The 18716-nt window shown below is 48.8% G+C and carries 9 protein-coding genes; all 9 read right to left on the bottom strand.

What is annotated here, in order from left to right; all coding sequences use genetic code 11:
- Positions 1–70: 70 nt before the first annotated feature.
- Positions 71–3190, bottom strand: coding sequence for a glycoside hydrolase family 2 TIM barrel-domain containing protein (locus DCW36_RS01955; protein WP_205702855.1), 3120 nt, complete (start codon positions 3188–3190; stop codon positions 71–73).
- A 135-nt stretch (positions 3191–3325) separates the two neighbouring features.
- Complete coding sequence (locus DCW36_RS01960; RefSeq protein WP_114781820.1) at positions 3326–4666, bottom strand: BNR repeat-containing protein; 1341 nt, start codon at positions 4664–4666, stop codon at positions 3326–3328.
- Positions 4667–4685: 19 nt separating this feature from the next.
- On the bottom strand, positions 4686–5900 hold the full coding sequence (locus DCW36_RS01965) for a glycoside hydrolase family 88/105 protein (protein ID WP_240676009.1): 1215 nt from the start codon (positions 5898–5900) through the stop codon (positions 4686–4688).
- 273 nt (positions 5901–6173) lie between these two features.
- Positions 6174–7364 (bottom strand): glycoside hydrolase family 43 protein, encoded by a 1191-nt coding sequence (locus tag DCW36_RS01970; protein ID WP_114781821.1) that lies wholly within the window; start codon positions 7362–7364, stop codon positions 6174–6176.
- Positions 7361–10528, bottom strand: a complete 3168-nt coding sequence (locus DCW36_RS01975; protein ID WP_114781822.1) for a glycoside hydrolase family 2 TIM barrel-domain containing protein — start codon at positions 10526–10528, stop codon at positions 7361–7363. Before DCW36_RS01975 ends, DCW36_RS01970 begins: the two co-directional genes overlap by 4 nt.
- 625 nt (positions 10529–11153) lie before the next feature.
- A complete protein-coding gene (locus tag DCW36_RS01980; protein ID WP_114781823.1) occupies positions 11154–12788 on the bottom strand; it encodes a RagB/SusD family nutrient uptake outer membrane protein in 1635 nt (544 codons plus the stop codon).
- A 30-nt stretch (positions 12789–12818) separates the two neighbouring features.
- Positions 12819–15785 (bottom strand): SusC/RagA family TonB-linked outer membrane protein, encoded by a 2967-nt coding sequence (locus DCW36_RS01985; RefSeq protein ID WP_240676010.1) that lies wholly within the window; start codon positions 15783–15785, stop codon positions 12819–12821.
- 345 nt (positions 15786–16130) lie between these two features.
- A complete protein-coding gene (locus DCW36_RS01990) occupies positions 16131–17246 on the bottom strand; it encodes a transposase (protein ID WP_114781824.1) in 1116 nt (371 codons plus the stop codon).
- 520 nt (positions 17247–17766) lie between these two features.
- Positions 17767–18600 carry a RagB/SusD family nutrient uptake outer membrane protein gene (locus DCW36_RS01995; RefSeq protein ID WP_114781825.1) on the bottom strand — a complete coding sequence of 278 codons (834 nt, stop codon included), beginning with the start codon at positions 18598–18600 and terminating at the stop codon, positions 17767–17769.
- Between the last annotated feature and the right edge of the window lie 116 nt (positions 18601–18716).

Raw genomic sequence — 18716 nt, forward strand, 5'->3', positions numbered from 1 at the left:
CTGCTCCTGCCACCATTCCCGCTGTACCTCCTGGAGCAACCAAACCGCTTCTTTCTTCACTAAACTTTACCTATTTGCTTACCGGCTTTATCATAAACTTATAGGTGTAATTCTTATAAGGCAGGCGGTATTGCTCCAAAGGTAACGAACGCCAGCTGTCGGTGCCGCCCACGCCCATCTGGCTGGCATCGATGCTGAGTTGTGTCTGTGGGCGCGGCTTCAGGTCGCCGGCGTGGCGCTGGTCTTTTTTGTCGCCGTCGTCGAGGTCGCTGTCGTAGTAGTGCAGGGCGCTCATGCTCAGCGGTCTATCCGAGGTTACCTGCAGGCCTTTACCCGAGCCGTTGAGGATGCGGAACCAGCGGATGTCGGTTTTGTTGCCGGTTTCCTGCGGACGCACATACGGGAAGTACTGCTCGTCTACCGTTTGCTTATACACCCCCAGGTGCGCACTGAAGTTCCGGTCCTGGTAATTTTCGTGCGGGCCGCGGCCGTAGTAGGCGATGCTGTTGAAGCCTGCCGGTAAAACGAACTGCATCCCGAAGCGGGGCATCATTGCGACGTTGGCTGTAGTATCGGCTACCAGCTTTTGCTCAACCAGTAATTCGCCTTTGCCATTTACCTGGTACTGCAGGTGTAGCTGCGCCGCCACTTCGGGCAATTTGTACAGCGCGTCCACGGTAGCAATGTTGTTTGCAACTGTATGTTTCATTTCCTGGAGCTGTGGCTGCTGCGATACGGTTTTCCAGACTTTGAGCTTGTCCTGCAGGTTAGCGCCGAAGTCGTTGTCGTTGGGGGCGCGCCAGAAATTGGTTTTCAGGAAGGCATTTTCTTCGAGGTAGTTTACCCCCTGCACCGTGTACTGCTTCAGCCAGCCGGTCTTCTTATCAAAGGCAATGGTGGCAGCAGCAGACTGAATAGTCAGGGCTTCCGCATTGTTTTTTACCTGCACGGCACCCTGCCCTTTCAGCGCCAGCGTGTTATTATAAGCGCCGCCCAGTTTCAGCTGCTCCGTTGCCACCACATGGCCGGCCGGCACCAGCGGCTCCGCCGCTTTCAGCTTGTAGGCCAGGTTCAGGAAAGCTTCCCCGGTTGGGGGTACTTTTACCGGCAGCTTATACTGTGCCGACTGCTGCGGACCAACAGCCAGCTTGCCAAGCGTACCGGATTTTTTGCGCACGCCATCAACTACCAGCTCCCACGCCAGTTCCAGGTTTTCGGAGCCGGTAAAGAGCTTTTCGTTAAAGATTTCAATGGTATTCGGACTGATCAGTTTTGTGTGGAAATCCTGGTACACCTTTTTCATTTCCCAGGCATGCGGGTAGGGCTTGCGGTTGGCGTAAAAGATGCCGTTGCTCAGGAAGTTCTGGCTGTTGGGGATGCGCCGGTCTTTGGGCCCGTAGTCGCCGCCGTAGGTGTAGATGGTATCGCCGGAGGCATTTACATCTTTGAAATTCTGGTCTACGAAATCCCAGATAAAGCCCCCCTGGAAAGCATGCCTGTTTCCGCGGATTAGGTTCCAGTAGTCGGTGAAGTTGCCCAGCGAGTTGCCCATGGCGTGGGCGTATTCGCACATGATAAAAGGACGCTCCGGCTTCGGGTTTGCTTTGGCGTAGGCTGCCATTCCCTCTACTGTCGGGTACATGGGCACGATGATGTCGGAGTTCCACTCCCAGGTAAAGGTGCGGTACTCGGCCACGGCGCGTTCGTACTGCACGGGCCGTGACTTATCCCGCTCCTTCATCCAGAGGTAGCAGGTATAGAAGTTGTAGCCATTGCCCGCCTCGTTGCCCATGCTCCAGGTAATAACGGAGGGGTGGTTTTTGTCGCGCTCCACCATGCGCTGCACCCGCATCAGGTGGGCATCGGCCCAGGAGGGTACGTTGGCGATGGTTTTGGTGATGTCGTAGCCCATGCCGTGCGACTCGATGTTAGCTTCGTCTACCACGTACAGCCCGTATTCGTCGCAGAGTTCGTACCAGTATTCGTCGTTGGGATAGTGGCTGGTGCGCACGGCGTTGATGTTGAACTGCTTCATGACTTTTATGTCGCGCAGCATCGCCTCTTTTGAAAGCGCGTGGCCGGTAACAGGATCGGTTTCGTGGCGGTTTACACCTTTGATGAGCACCGGCTTCCCGTTCACGAGCAGTTTTCCTTCTTTTATTTCTACTTCCCGGAAGCCCACGCGCTGCGGGATAATCTCCAGCAGTGTACCGTTGCTATCCTTCATCCGGATAACGGCCTTATATAAATTGGGGGTTTCGGCCGTCCAGAGTTTTGGAGCGGTTACCGGCAGGTTAAAGTTTGCCACAGCTTCGTTGGTAAACTGCACAGCCTGCTGCGTTATTACCTTCTCGCCGTCGAGCAGCTGGAAGTGGGCCTGTACGGGTGCTGTTGGTTGCTGGTTCAGCTTGAGCGTTACCTGCAGGCTGCCATTTTTGTACTGCTCGTCCAGGTCGGGTACCAGCTCCACATCGTAGAGGTGCACCGGGTTGCGGGCCAGCAGGTAGCAGTCACGGGTGATGCCGCTGAGGCGCCAGAAGTCCTGGTCTTCGAGGTAGGTGCCGTCGCACCAGCGCATGATGCGCAGCACGACCAGGTTTTTGCCCGGCTTCACAAACGAGGTAACATCGAAATCGGAAGGCAGTTTGCCGTCTTCGCCATAGCCCACATAGCGGCCGTTTACCCACACTGCCAGGTTTGATTTGGCGGCCCCGATGTGCAGCACCACCTGCTTCCCGTTCCAGTTTTCGGGCAGTGTAATTTCGCGGCGGTAGATGGCGGTGGGGTTCTCGTCCATGGGCACCACAGGCGGGGCAGGACGCATGAGGTAGGTAAATTCGAAGCCGGCGCTGGAGTAGATAGGGAAGCCATAACCGTTTATCTCCCAGTTGCCCGGCACTTTAAAGGTGCTCCAGTTGCTGTCGTTGAAATCTGTTTTCTCAAAATCGGCAGGCAGTCCGGCGGGTTTCTCGGCCCAATTAAATTTCCAGTCGCCGTTCAGGTTCAGGTAATTGGCGGAGGTTTTCCAGTCTGCCCGCTGCAGGGCAGCTTCCGACTCATACACATAGTAGGAGCTGTGCATGGGCATGCGGTTTTCCTCGTTCCGGCGCTCATCCAGCCACATAGGAGCCTGTGCATGGGCAACGAAAGCATATACCAACAGGAGCAGAAAAGTGAATAGCTTTTTCAAGTCAGAAAAGTATAGTTATCTATCGATCAGGCTTCAAAAATCAAAAACCGGTGTATGGGCACACACACCCTGCAGGTTTTCAGGAGCAGAGGCTGTGGTGGCTGGTGCAGCAAAGTTTTTTCAGGTAGCTGCTGCTCAGAACTTCGGCTTCCAGGCTACTACTTCTACCGCTTGCGGCGGCATGTTGGCACGGCCTTCGCCATCCACCTGCTCCACCTTTTGCACGAAGAGGTTCAGGATGCCCTTGTTTTTCCAGAGCTCGGTATCGTAGGTGGGCTCCCAGGAACCCAATGATTTTTCTGTCAGGTCTTTCAGTTCCCACTTTCCACTTTTCACATCGTCGATAATCGCGACAGATGCTTTGCTGCCCCGCTCTTCGTCGCGGAATATCATCAGAGCAGCTGTTTTAGCACCCTTCGTTTTCACCATAATCTGCGGCCGGGCAATGGGAATGCGCTTGGTGCCTGCGCCGCTCAGGCTGAAGGGGGTGGTGCGAAAATCCAGTTCCAGCTCCTTCCACTCGTTTCCATCCTGGTACACAATGTGATATTGCGGCACGGTCTCGCCCTGCTCCCGCCAGTACGTGGCAATGAAAGGGTTCCCCTTGCTGTCGGCGCCCATGGAGGTCTGGTTGATGAGCTCGCTGTTCTGGGGAATTTTCCAGGCGTATTCTGCGGTGGCAGCCGTGATGGGCAGGCTATATTTCTCACCGTTCGACTTCTCCCAGGTTCTGCCGCCGTCGGTGGAACGGGCGTAGCCGAGGTCGTGGTTACTGGCTACGTTCGGGCTTTCGCGCCACACCCACGACACATGGATGGTACCGCGTTCATCGATATAGGCCTGCCAGTAGGCATTGCGCTGCCCTTCGCCGTCAATTAAGTTCTGATGCAGCTGCCTCCATTCCTTCTGCTGCGTATCGTAGGCGTTAAGAACCATGTTGCCACGGCCCGAGCCGCCATCGCGGTAAAAAAACAGCAGGTTGCCGTTCTGCAACCGGTAGAACTCCGGGTAAGATACATTCAGGTCGTTGATGCCTGTCATGGGTAGTTTATCGGTCAGTTCCAGCGAGCCGGGACTGGTGCTGCGGGCGTACTTGAGGCGGTTGTTGTGGTGGTCCCAGGAAAGGTGCAGAAAACCATCGCCATCCACCATGATGCTGATGCTGTTGTGCGCATCGTTGGCGTTGCCTTTGAAATCTGTTCTCCGGATTTCCCATTTCTCAGAACCGACTTCCCGCTTTGCCAGCACCACCGACCGGTCCTGGTCGTACCAGGCGGCATACTGGGTGTTGTGGTGGGTAACAAGGGAGTTCTTGCGAAACACGACCACATTTACCGAGTTATTCGCCCAGCCATCGGCAATGGTGGTTGTTTTGGGAGAATGCAATTCGGGCGTACAGGAGAACGTGAGCAGCAACAGTCCCCAGGCAGCGGCCAGCAATCCGGATGTAAGTTTACTGTTTGTGAGGTAAATCATTCGGTAGGGTTGATAAAAGCTATTTTACAAGACGGTACATTTCGGAGGCCGCCAGCAAATAGGCGCCTACCCCGAATGCTGAAGTAGAATTAACGTCTACCACCTGCCCGGGAATAGCCCGCTCGCCGATGGGTTGTACATAGCCTACTTTGCCCGTTGGCTGCAAGGCTGTAGTGGTCAGATAGTTCCAGCCCTTTGCTGCAAATGGCAAATAAGCTTCCTTATCCAGGTAACCGTTGTTGATGCCCCACAGCAGCCCGTAGGTAAAGAAAGCGGTGCCGCTTGTTTCCGGTCCCGGAGCGTGTTCCGGGTCCAGGATACTCCTGGTCCAGTAGCCTTCCGGCCGTTGTGTTCTGGCTATGGCCACGGCCATATCTTTGTACCTGCCTTCAAAAAAGGCATAGTGCGGGTCGTTCTTCGGAAGGTCCTGCAACACTTTGGCTAAACCGGCAAACACCCAACCGTCGCCGCGTGCCCAGAAATCTTTCTTGCCGTTTGCGCTTTTGTGTTTCGGGTACACATACTTGACATCGCGGTAGTACAGCTTTACTTCCGGGTCGTACATGATGGAGTCGGCATAGCTGAAATACTCGTACAGTTTTTCCAGGTACTGTTTGTTGCCGGTTGTTTTGTAAAGCTTCGTCATTACAGGCATCACCATGTAAAGGCCGTCGGCCCACCACCAGTAATCCTTGTTTGGCGTACTCATCTGGTACTCCATTACTTCTTTGGCCCGGGCAATTTTTTTCCCGTCCTTGTTCTTATCCAGGTTGTACAGGTCGATGTAGGTCTGGAATGCTATCTGCCAGTCGCCGAACAACACGTAGTCGTCTTTTTCGCCATAGGTGTATTTCCACTTCGATTTATCCGTAGATTTTGCGCCCATCCACTGGTTTTTCTCGGCCCAGGCTTCGGAGTAGTTTTTGTATTTTTCATTTCCGGTTACCTTAAAGGCTTCCATATTACCGGTGTGGTAGGCGGCTATGTCCCAGAAGGCCCAGCCATGATTGGGGTTTTCTGCCTGCCAATAATTGTTCACCTTTTCTATTACTGCCTGCACCTCGTTTGCAGATTCTGGAAGCAATGGATTATTATTCTTAACCTGGACTACATTTTTAGTTGCAACGGCATTGCCAGCTTGTTCTGCGTTGTTTGACTGCCCTACATTAGGCGAAGCACATGCGCCCAGGAAAAGAACAAGAATTGAAGAATAAACCGTTTTTTTCGTCATCATTAAGTTTTTAGTTATTTCAGATAACCCCCTGCCCTGGCAAACGCTTTATTTTGTTTGCAGCGGCAGCCACCACACCTGGTACACCACCTGCACAAGGTAAAATATAGATTTGATTAAACCCGCCTGTTTAGCAAGGCAGCGCAACGCAAAAATGACAGCCGTGACCAGAAATTTAAAGTAAAAGCCGGCCTGTCTTTTCCGGATACCCCCGAAAGATAGGCCGCTTCAGGTAGTTCCTTATCCTGCTGTCACCTGCATTCCGTGCGGGGTATTCTATTTTGCAGACGCTTTACCTTTTGCAGCAGGGGCGCTTTTCTTTTTGTATTTAGTATTGAAAACATCCAGGCTCCACTCGTCCTGCCACTTCAGCACAGGTTTGTCGCCTTCAAACTCCAGCGGCAGCCATACATACCTGCCGTCGATGGGATTGCGGGGGCGCCAGCGGTCGGCCATAAAAATGAAGGCATCTTTTTTGCCCTGAACCGGGAGAATATACGTGCTCTGCGATTCGAACGTACGATCAGCTCCTTCGCCTACAGCAGGATTTCCCAAAGGCTTCCATGGTCCCCAGATTGATTCTGCCACAAAGGAACGGGCTTCGTTCGGTTCCCAGCCGGTGCAGCCGGAGGTAATCATGAAGTACTTGCCGTTGCGCTTTCCTATGGCAGGAGCCTCGTTATGCCCGGCAGGAGCCAGCACGCTCCACTTCCCGGTGAAATCCATGTAATCGTCGGTCAGTTCGGCGATGTGGAGCGTCAGGTTTTCTTCGGACGAATGGATGTGGTAGGCTTTGCCGTCGTCGTCTACAAACACGGTCATGTCGCGGGACATCTGGCCCTGCTCCAGGTCCCGCCGGATAAACAGGCCCTTCTCCACTTCCCGACGCCACTCATCCGTCCACCATTTTAGTTGCTCCATGCCGACGGTTCTATGCTTCAGTTCAGGGTCCAGGTTCATGGGCCACTGCCCGGCGTTAGGGCGAAAAGATTTAACGTAGGTGTAAGGTCCTGTAGGGCTGTCGCTCACGGCCAGGCCAGTACGGGCCGCCTCATATCCTTTTCCCTTCAGTTCCAGGTGAAACCACATGACAAACTTTCCGGTCTTCTGGTTGTAAACAACCTTCGGCCTTTCAATCACACATCCTTTTACAATTTCAGAAGATGCGTCCTCCTCCACTTTAAGTACAATACCTGCGTTTTTCCAGTTGTACAGGTCGTCCGAAACGTAAGCTCCCACCCCGAACAATGTACTGTTGCCGCCCCGGCCAGCCGTCTTGTGCTCTCCGAACCAGTAGTACTTGCCTTTGTGAAAAAGAACACCTCCGCCGTGGGCATTGATATGCTTCCCGTCGGTATCGGGCCATAACTCACCCGATCTGATGGAAGTATTCTTTTTTACTCCCTGCGCCATTACCTGTACACCCAGGAACAACAGCAGAATCAAAAAGTTAACATGTTTTTTCATTTCTGAGATACTGTAGAGCTGTTTCCGCTTACAGGCCTGATCGTATAGCTGTAAGAATATTTTTTATCCAGCAAAAGGTATGGCTTGTGTGGCAAACGGCCCCAGCTGTCGTCACCACCCAGTCCGCGCTGCTTCAGGTCTATGTGCAGACTTACCAGATCGCGTTCTTTCACATCGGTCGGGTGCATGTTGTTCTTCTTCAGGCCCGGGTCCATGTCCTCTGCCAGGTGGTGCAGCGCGGTGAAATTTATCGGCTGTTCACCTTCCACAACAATACCCGCACCAGCATCATTTGTGAGCTGCACCCAACGCACACCGGTTCTGTTGCCGCTTTCCTGCGGACGGATGTACCTATCGTGATACAGGTTCTCTACTTCATCTTTATAAATGCCCACAAAAGCAGCGGTGTTGCGGTCGGAGTAGTTCTCCCAGGGGCCGCGGCCATAGTATACCACGTTGTCGTATGCCTTAGGCAGCTCCATGCGCATGCCAAACCGTGGCAGCTCCGGCATTTCTTTGCCCGTCATGTCGATTGCGGCTGTTACCTGTATTGAACCGTCATTCCGGATGAGGTATTCTACAGTGTAAGGAATCTGCTTATCTGTTAGTTCGTAGGTCACGGTAACAGGCTGTCCGGCTGCCTGTTTTTTTCCTGCCTGCACATGCTTTACCTGCATTTTTTTATGGGTATCACGCCACACCCCCAGTTTCTCCGGCATTTTGTTGCCAAAGTCGTTATCGGTAGGCGCACGCCAGAAGTATGGCTCCGGAAACTTAGTCAGCACCTTGCCACCATCGTGACTGTAGGCTACCAGCTTTCCTTCTTTCAGGTCAAATTCGCCGGATACTTCCCCGGAAGTGAATCTCAGGATATTGCCCCTGGTCTTTACCTTTAGTTTACCTGACGGCACACCAGCGTCTGCAAAATACCGGCCATCGCCTACTGCAAACTGCTCCCGGGCTACTTCATGACCAGCCGGCACCAGCTCAGATGCCTTTTTTGTATAGGCATAAACGTTCAGAAAATATTCTTCACCCTTATCGGCCGTAAGTGCCGGAAGCGGGAGGGTTACTACTTTTTGCTGCTTAGGTGCAAGTGCTACTGCAAAGTTTTCCTGCTTTACCAGCTTTCCATTTCTATACAGCTCCCATTTAAAGTTGTACTGGTCTAAGTCTGTAAAACTGTGTTCGTTCTTTACAGTTATTACGCCTTTGCCGGCATCTTTAGCATCGAACTGAATGTTGGCGTATTCTTTCTTTACTTCATAAATAGCCGGGTGCGGCATTCTGTCTGCCGACACGATCCCGTTTGCAAGGAAGTTTTCATCGTTATGCAAATGGCCGGCACCTAAATCACCGCCGTAAGCCCAGAACACGTTGCCGTCTTTGTCCTGCGTTTTCAGGCCCTGGTCTACCCAGTCCCAGATAAAGCCGCCCTGCATATGTTTGCTGCTGCGGATAATATCCCAGTACTCCTGAAAGTTACCGCTGCTGTTACCCATGGCATGGGAGTATTCGCACATGATATAGGGGCGCTCTTTTTTAGCATTGGCATACTTTTTCATACTTTCGATACCCGGGTACATCGGCCCTACGATGTCGGTATTCCAGTCTTCGCCAGCCTGTTCGAACATCACCACCCGTGTTTTATCACGTTCCTTTATCCATTTGTAAGCATCGTGAAAAACATCGCCATTCCCGCTCTCGTTGCCCATGCTCCAGATGATGATGGACGGACGGTTCTTGTCGCGTTCTACCATGCGCTGAATGCGATCGAGGTGCGCAGGTGCCCACTCGGGCAGGTAAGCCGGATGCTTGGACTTGTCGAAACGTCCCTGCCACTCAGCACCCATACCGTGGGTTTCGATGTTGGCTTCGTCTACCAGGTAAAGGCCATACTCGTCGCAGAGCTTGTACCATTCCGGGTCGTTGGGGTAGTGGCTGGTGCGTACGGCGTTGATGTTGAACTGCTTCATGAGCCTGATGTCTTTCAGCATCAGCTCCCTTGTAGGTACGTGGCCTTTTACATCGTCGTGCTCGTGGCGGTTCACCCCTTTTATCAGGATGGGCACACCATTTACCAGCAACTGGGCATCTTTGATTTCTACTTTACGGAAACCTACTTTGTCGCCTGTAACAGCAAGTGTCTTACCCTTGTTATCTTTAAGGGTGATAACAAGGTCGTAGAGGTTCGGATGCTCTGCGCTCCACTGGCGCACATTGTTTACTGTGCCGCTGTAGGTAAGCTGGTTATTTTTTCCTGTTTTGGCAGAAATGCTTTTTTCCTGGGCGAACACTTTGCTGTTGTCTTTATCAAACAACTCCAGCAGCACGGTTGCTTTTTCAGGAGCTTTACCTTCGAACTTACGCAGGTTTACCGAAGCGCTGAATTCACCGTTTTTGTAGCTGTTGTCGAGGTCGGCCTTAATGAAATAATCCCAAAGGGTCAGCTTGGGCAGTGCCTGCAGGTACACATCCCGCTCGATGCCGCTCAAACGCCAGAAATCCTGGTCTTCGAGGTAGCTGCCGTCGTGCCAGCGCGTTACCTGCACGGCCAGCTGGTTCTCCCCTTTCTTCAGGTAGTTGGTTACATCAAATTCAGCTGCTGTTTTGGCCACTTTGCTCATGCCCACTTCCCGGCCGTTCACATACACCTGCGCATAGCCCGAAATAGAGCCAAAGTTCAGCATCACCTGCTGCCCGTCCCAGGCTTCGGGCACGGTAAAGGTTCTGCGGTACGTACCTACAGGGTTGTAGTTATTGTCTACGTAAGGAGGCCGGGCCGGGAAGGGATAGCGCACGTTGGTGTAAATGGGCAGGTCGTAGCCTTCTATTTCCCAGTTGGAAGGCACCGGAATGGTTTTCCAGCTGCTGTCGTCGAAATCGGTGCGGTAGAAGCCCGTTGGTTTATCTGCCGGCTTGTTAACCAGCGTAAACTTCCAGGTTCCATTCAGCGACTTGAAATACGGCGATTTGCTGTAGTCGTCTTTCCGGGCGTCCTGCACATTGGTATAGAGCATAAAAGGCACATGCGATTCCTCTTTGTTTCGCTCAATTACCCCCGGATTCTCCCACTCGTTTTTTGTCTGCTGGGCCAGCCCCAGCTGCGTCCAGAACAGGCAGCACAGGAATAGCAAACTTTGCTTGAACATCTTATTACTCATCTTTTTGTTAAGTACATTTAATACATTTCTTTTTTTTTCTGACAGGCTTTTAAGCTCCTGCCCCTACAGGTGAGAGCCTCACCTGCTTGATTTCCAAAACTTACATTTGTGATTTATTCAGCCGCATCAGACTGATTATTTTCCACCAAAATTCCAACAATTATATTAGTTACCGGGGGGTATTTGCCTTTGTTTTTAGGGGGTATATTAATAAAATGCCGTTTTTTCAGGCATTTCGCTCCAGCTCCTCCCACTATTTTCAAAAGAGCGATATTCATGCAACACAACAAGCAGCCACTCCAGTTTCACTGCCTGCTGCGCTATTGCGGTAGCTTTCGTCCCTTAGCAACACCCGTCTCCGCCCGATTACTTAAGGCTTTACATTTACAAGCTCTTTATAATAGTTACAGCTGCTGCCACCATACCCTCTGCTCCTCCTTACGGCATCACAGAGTTTATTACTAACAAACCAGGTGCACAAAAAAGAGGCTGTCCGGAAAGTAGGGACAGCCTCTTTTTATGCCAATTTAATACGTATTCCCCTACAGGTCAATTTCAAATAATCAATCCTCAGGAGGTTGTATCTTTCTTTTCAGAAAGTCACTGTAAATAATTCTGACCGGAATTACTGAATATACCCCGGATTTTGCTCCAGAATGGCATCTTTGTTCAAATCAATCTCGTTCTGTGGTATCGGCAGTAACAGATTTGTTTGCGTTAAGCCGGTAATTTGCCTGTTCGCCGGCAATCCTGTTATATTGCTATTTAACCTGGTAGCTCTTTCTACTAAGGTACCTGTTCGCATAAGGGTTAACCTGCGGTTTTCCTCTCCTACCAGTTCTCTTACTCTTTCATCCAGAATAAAATCCAATGTTATATCAGATGCGCTTACAAGCGGAGCATTAGCTCTTCTTCTTAATTCATTAATAGATTCTGCTGCTTCATCAAGCTTACCTTGCTTAAATTCCGCCTCAGCACGAAGCAGGTAGGTTTCTCCCAAACGCATCAAGATAAAATCTTTCCACATACCATACCCGAATACATCCAACGGATCAAAATGGCCCCATTTTGTGGTATAGGGATTGATGATAAAAAGTGTATCGGGACCTTGATAAGGTACTTTCGTTTTATAAATATTGCTGTATTTTGGAGCAGGATCATTATACCAGAATTCCCGGCGGATACTATGCCGTGAATTACGCATATCTCCCTCGTCATACAGGTCATACAGCACCCAATTGTTCAGCCTGAGCCTGGCAATTCCTCTACCGCCAAGTGAATCGGCAGGAACCATACCTGCTCTGTTATGGTAAGAAGCTCCCCATACACGACGCTGCTGCGGATTATCGGTCGAGCCACCGGGCACGTCACGTGGGTTTTCGGCCTCCATTACCCAGATAGCCTCTGTATTTCCCTGGCTCCTGCGCTGGTTACCATAGATAAACATATCAGAGAATGGGTCGCCTGGTATACCGGCATTAAATCTTACCCCATACCGGTTTTTTATAAGACCAAACTGACCACTGGTAATTACAGAATCGGCATGAGCTTCGGCAAGAGCAGGCTGGTTAACCCGCAGGTACACTTCGGCTAATAGCTGATGCGCCATATACTTATTAGCTCTTGACTGTTTACTAGCTGGTAATGCACTGATATTTGGAAGATGTTTTGCAGCAAATTTCAGGTCAGTAATAACTACCTCGTTTACATCAGCGAGCGGAGCACGCACAAAGTCCGTCTTTGGTGCAGTAAGAGGTTCCGTAACCAATGGTACACCGCCAAAAGCAGTCGCCAGTAAGTTATATGACAAACCCCTGAAGAAACGGGCTTCTGCGTTTATTTTATTTTTTTCTTCATCAGTTAAACCTGAAATATCAGGACTTTCAACATTTTGAATGAGAACATTCGTATTATTGATCATGGTATAGGACCAGTTCCAGGTATTATCTGCCGCCCCATCCAAAGGAGTTAAGGTGTTATAGTTATAATAAGGGTTCTCGATACCCTGCGGTTGCGTAGGCCAGGTAATATCTGTTCCTACCTGCCACACTGCCGGCCACCCTTGTGCCCAGCTAACCGAGTAAAACCTGTTGTTGTGGTTGTAAAGGCCAATTAAAGAGGCTTCAAAGCCTGCTTTATCCCGCAAAGTTGTGGGAGAATAAGAACTTAAAACTTCTTCATCCAGGAAAGACTTTTCACATGCGGTAAAGGTTTGCAGGCCTATACACATGCAAACAATTATTTTTATATATTTTTTCATACTTCTGTATATTTTAAATGGAATGGAAGATTATAGCGTCAGATTAAGTCCAAATGAAACAGTTCTTACAAGAGGATAATTGTTTACCCAATTTCCTGAACCTCTCGAATCCTGATTACTTTCCGGGTCCCATCCAACCCAGTCGGTAAATGTATAAAGGTTTCTACCGGTAGTGTAAAGTGTCAGGCCGTTTATGCCATATTTGTTCAATAATGCCTGAGGTACGGTATAACTCAACCTGATATCTTTTATTCTGACATAGCTGTTGTCTCTGGCAAAATTGTATCCGTGGGGGTTTCTGTATGCCAGGGACGGAAACTCGTTACTACGGTTCTCAGGAGTCCAGTAGCCTACTTCTGCCGGGATGTTTCTTCTGCCGGCTTCATCGCCATAGAAGATATCCGCATTACCTTTCATAGACCCTTGTGAAGTTTGCAGGAACACACTCAGGTGGAAATTACTATAGTGAAAAGTGTTGGTTAAACCGCCATACCACTTGGGCAATGTTGTTCCTAAATAAACTCTGTCATCACCGGTAATTCTGCCATCCCCATTTACGTCCTCAAATTTAAGATCGCCGGGTTTTGCATTCAGGGATGTCGGTATATCATCACCTTCCTGCCATACTCCCTGCCATATGTAAGAATATACAGCTCCCAACGATTTTCCAATAAACCACCTGTTACCAACATCATCCTGCTTATCGCCATAGAGGTCTACTATTACATTTTTATTTCTGGAAAAATTTAAACTTGTTTCCCATTTAAACTTGTTAGTCTCAACATTAACTGTGTTTAATGTTAGTTCAAGCCCGTTGTTCTTTACTGAGCCCAGATTGTACCAAACTTGTGAATAACCTGTGATATTAGGAATGTTCCTGCGAAGCAAAAGATCGTCCGTATTTGAGCGATAATATTCCAAAGTACCATTAATCCTGTTTTGCAGGAAACCGAAATCGAGTCCAAAGTTTGTCGAGGTAGTTGTTTCCCAGTTCAGGTCGGCATTACCCAAACTTCCCGCCAGAACACCAATTGTGCTTGTGCCCCCAAACGGAAAACGTACCGGGTTGAATAAAGTCGCGGTCTGGTTAACGCCAACTGCCTGATTCCCTGACTGACCGTAAGAGAACCTGAGTTTAAGCTGATTCACAAATTCAGCATCCTGCATAAAGTTTTCGTTGGCTATATTCCAGCCTAACGCCATACTTGGGAAAAGCCCATACTTGTTTGTATTAGCTCCAAACGCTGAATACCCATCACGCCTGGCCGTTAAGGTTAATAAATAACGGCTATCAAAGGAGTAGTTCAGCCTTCCCATCTGGGAAAGTAACGTAGATTTATCGCCATACGAGGAAGAAGTCCTGTTCTCAGCAGCTCCAAGGTTGTAAAACGACAGCTGGTCATTTACAAAAGTATTCGCTTCCGCTCCGGACCTGAAATATTGTGACTTTTGAGCACTGTAAAGTCCGGTGAAATCAAAATGGTGTTTGCCAAAATCTTTTGTATAAGTCAGAATATTTTCAAGAACCCAGTTATTGGTTTCATTGTTATTGGCATAAGCAGAACCAACCAGGTTATTGGCGGCACGCCCTTCATAACCCGATTGCCTGCCAATTTCATAGGTAGTAGAAGCATTTAAACGATATTTCAGGCCTTTGGCAAATCCTGGGGTTAACTCTGTATAAGCAGTACCCGTTATGTATTTCCTTCTGTCAATCCTGTCGGTTGTTAAACCTAATAACGGATTCGCAAACAACAGTTCAGGGAACATCGGATAAATTTCAAAGTTACCGGCATCATCGTTAACCTGGCCATAAGGGCTCATGGCAGTAGCAAGCAGCATATTAGCCCGGCCACCGTCCGAGTTATGGTCAGCAAAATACAGGGAAGCCCCCGCTTTCAGATAATCTGTAAATGTTGCATCCAAATTTGAACGTACACTTGCACGCTCAAACTGATACCCTTTGATTACACCTTCCTGGTTCAGATACCCACCGGTAAGATAATATTGCACCTTATCTGTACCACCGGAAATGCTTAAGTTATGCTCAGTAATTTTACCGGTTTGCGTCGCAGCGTCGAGCCAGTCTGTTGTACGTCCTGCATTATAGTTGTCCACTTCAAAGGTATTGGGCAATACCTGTGTTTGCGCAAGCCCCTGGGCAATTAAATAGTCTTTATACTTCTGTACATACGCTTCAGGAGAACTGGGTTCAAATTTATTGGCCAATCCTTCCACGCCATAATAGCCATTGTAGCTTACCCTGGGTTCGCCGCTCTTACCTCTCTTTGTTGTAACCAGGATTACACCGTTTGATCCACGGGTACCATATATAGCCACCGCAGAAGCATCTTTCAGAATTTCAATTGACTCGATGTCGTTTGCATTGATATCATTGATCTGGCCAAAGAATGGAGTACCATCAAGTACAATAAAAGGAGATGTGTTTGCACTGATGGAGTTAACCCCTCTGATCCGCATACCACCGGAGCTACCAGGCACTGAAGAGCCTTGCGTAATGTTAAGACCTGCGGTGGTACCCTGAATAGCCTGTGTCAGGTCGGTTACGGGCAGGTTCGATAATCTGTCTTTGGGCACAGATGCTACGGAACCGGTAATATCGGAGCGCTTCTGTGTGCCATAACCAACTACAACCACTTCTTCCAGTGCCTTGGACTCAGAGCCCATCTGCACGTTTATAGTTGTTCTGTTACTTATAGGTACTTCCTGCGGCTCATATCCCATAAATGAGAACACCAGAGTACCACTACTGGAGGGCACATTTATGGTATAGTTACCATCAACATCAGTAGGAACAGCCTTAGATGTTCCTTTTAGCAGTACAGTAACTCCAGGCATAGCGGCACCATCCTTATCAGTTACCTTACCCGACACGGTTATGCCCTGAGCTATTGCCCCGGTCACAGAAAAAAGAAACAGGGCGAGAAGCATAAAGCATCTCAACTCTTTGTAACAATTGTTTTGCATAGTATTCATTTTAATTGGAATGTTGGTTTATAATTATTAATTCTATCGATTCTGTTAAAAGACCTTTCATCTTTGTGGTTAATGTAATTACCCCTTAATGCTCACCTCCATTTATAAAACAGGAACATATTATTAAGATTTACACTAACTATCAATTGTTATTGCAATATCAAATTTAGCCTTCTCCTCCGGCAACAAAAGGGGGGAAATTCGCATTAAAAGGGGGAGGAATTCATCAGCAAGGGCGCAACTAATTTGAAAAATCCCATAAGAACCTATTTTCACTACACTTATGTCCGTCGCTGATACTAAAAAAACAGATTACAGAAGAATAAGTATAAGAACAAAATTATACTACGGTACATTTTTATTTAAGAGCTGATTTTGTTGTCTGTTCCAACTCCCGATATAAAGCGAGAGGTGTTTGAGGAATCGTTCAAAACTCTGCAAATGATTTTGCCACAAGTCTAGCCCATATCGGAAGACACTCATCTCCCGAGAGCCGTGCACTTGGATGCCTACCTTACGTTTATAATTTTTAAGGCCATATACGGCCGAAAGCGTGTAAGCCAGTACCAGTGCTGCCATCATCATCTCCACCCTGCAAGGTCTTTTTATATTAAGGCTTTCGACATCGAATCCGTTACTTTTCAAGTGCTTAAACATGCTCTCAATCCTGTATCTGTACCCATAGCCTTCTATGGCCTGGGCAGGTGTCACAGTAGAAATAAGACGAAGGAACTCAATCTTGCCGCTCCTGTTCCTATAGGCCATGAGCACGTAATAGTAATCCTGTCCCTCCAGCGTAAACGTCTTCCACACCAGCTTTTCCAGTTGGGACTTGGCCTTGCTCTCCAGCTTGCTCACCAGCTTTCCCCTGGCATCGAACTCCTGCTTATAGGTGCCTTTTCGTAGGCGGATAACAAACCCTATTCCTGCCTCCCGCAACGTTTTAAACCATTGAGTGCCAAGATACTCCCTGTCTGCCAACAGCACCTTGCCTTTGAGGTTGAGTACCTTCCTGGCCATCCACAGCATCAGTTTGCGTTCCCATTGGCTGGAGATGCCCAGCTTCTTCAAATCCTGCCACCAGATAGGAATACTCACTCCCTGGTAAAGCACGCTCAGCGTGAGGAAGTGATGTTTCTTACCTCCCCATTTCCAGGAGCTACCGTCCAAAATAAGGTAACGGCACTTTTGCTTCAGCAGGCCTGCCGCAGCCTGCAGCATGCCAACCCAAATACCCTTGTCTGATTCACCCAGCTGGAGCCAACGCTTCAGACGCTTGTAATGTGACTGAGGAGCAGTGGAAGTGTTACCAAGTATTTTACCAACTGAACCTTTGAGTTTCCACAGATTGACCGTCTTTTCTTCCAGCAACAGTGCAACCATCAATAGCGTATTCTTTAACTGGGAGGTTTTCCAGTCTGGAACTAATTCCTTAAATTTCTGCAATAAGTGAGCGTACATGACTTGTCATTTTGGTCCAACTCTATAACAAGTTAGTGTGCCTCACTTATTCATTTTGTACCGTAGTATAGAACAAAATTATGCTAATCTTAACCAAATCATTAATTGTAATGGGGAAGGGATCTTGTGGAAAAGGTCCGGAATAGCTGGCTGAAAGCGTAATTCAAAATAACAAAGCACCATTAAAATAAAGTTTAGTAGCCTTTGCATCACCTCCCAACGATAGAATGACAGGAGTAAGAGATTTTTGATCCGATACTTATCTATTCTTAAAGTGCGGTTCTGAACCCCGGATAATTAATACAGATTTGATGCAGACAAAGAGCAGAAGGAATGGTGGCAGGTACAGCAGAACAAAAAGTAATGATAAGAAACTTAAATTGTGATTTTAGCTTATTTGGCAGGAAACTGGATACGAAGTGTCGCAATTGAATTGACAAGGAGAAAAAAAAACAGCCGGCATAAACCGGCTGCATTTTTTATGTTTAACTAACTCACTTTATGATTCTAATTTTTACTGTTAATAACCCGGGTTCTGCACCATCAACGGCATTTTATTTATCTCTGATTGCGGGATCGGGTACAGGTACAGCGCTGGCCTGAAATTATGCACCCGGATAGACAGATCTCTGTTGTAAGTATAAGTGCCATCGGCATTTCTAGTGATGCGCATAACCTCGTTCTGCCTGGCTCCTTCCTGCATCATTTTCCAGCGACGCAGGTCGAAGTAACGGTGCCCGCCTTCAAAGGCCAGTTCAATCCTTCGTTCGTTGTGGATTATTTCACGCAATTGAGCAACTGTTACGCCTACCGGAATACCATAGCGCCCATTATCACCTGGCTCTATTCCGGCCCTGTTACGAATTTCGATCAGTTTCGGCACTGCCAGTTCTGGCTGCCCTGTTTCGTTAATGGCTTCGGCATAGTTCAGCAGAATTTCGGCATAGCGGATTAGCGGCCAGCCGCGCTCGGTATTGGAGCTGGTGTTTACTTCGGCCATTTTTCTGCCGTAGTAGCCGGTAGTGGTACCATTTGCACCAAACTGATCCTGGGCAGAAGTCGGAAAGTGTGGTGCTACGTTATCAAAGGTATATACCGGACGCATGCTGCTGAAGTTCCCCCACCACAGCATCGACTCGTTGTAGATGATGGTGTTTGCAAAACGGGGATCGCGGTTCACGTAGGGGTTGTTTGGATCATAACCTGATGCCGGGTCAGATATCGGCTTGCCGTTTATCATCGGGAAGGCGTCTACCAGGTTCTGCGTAGGCTGAGTATAACGTGCCCCGCCTCTGCTCGACGGTAAGAAGTGGCCTTCTACCGCTCTGTTGGGTGCATTATGGCGGGCAAAGATATACTCTGTGTTTACACGACGGAGGCTGTAAACGGAACTGTGTCAAAGCAAGAAAATAATTAACTTAGCTTAAGCACAGTCACCATGGAAAAGAAATTTGATTTTGAGGCTTTTGA

The organism is Botryobacter ruber (genome assembly GCF_003347595.2).
GTDB lineage: Bacteria > Bacteroidota > Bacteroidia > Cytophagales > Hymenobacteraceae > Pontibacter > Pontibacter ruber_A.

Excerpts from the sequence above, each read along its gene's own strand:
- DCW36_RS01960 (WP_114781820.1), bottom strand. The coding sequence starts at position 4,666 with ATGATTTACCTCACAAACAGTAAACTTACATCCGGATTGCTGGCCGCT.
- DCW36_RS01965 (WP_240676009.1), bottom strand. The coding sequence starts at position 5,900 with ATGATGACGAAAAAAACGGTTTATTCTTCAATTCTTGTTCTTTTCCTG.
- DCW36_RS01970 (WP_114781821.1), bottom strand. The coding sequence starts at position 7,364 with ATGAAAAAACATGTTAACTTTTTGATTCTGCTGTTGTTCCTGGGTGTA.
- DCW36_RS01975 (WP_114781822.1), bottom strand. The coding sequence starts at position 10,528 with ATGAGTAATAAGATGTTCAAGCAAAGTTTGCTATTCCTGTGCTGCCTG.
- DCW36_RS01980 (WP_114781823.1), bottom strand. The coding sequence starts at position 12,788 with ATGAAAAAATATATAAAAATAATTGTTTGCATGTGTATAGGCCTGCAA.
- DCW36_RS01985 (WP_240676010.1), bottom strand. The coding sequence starts at position 15,785 with ATGAATACTATGCAAAACAATTGTTACAAAGAGTTGAGATGCTTTATG.
- DCW36_RS01990 (WP_114781824.1), bottom strand. The coding sequence starts at position 17,246 with ATGTACGCTCACTTATTGCAGAAATTTAAGGAATTAGTTCCAGACTGG.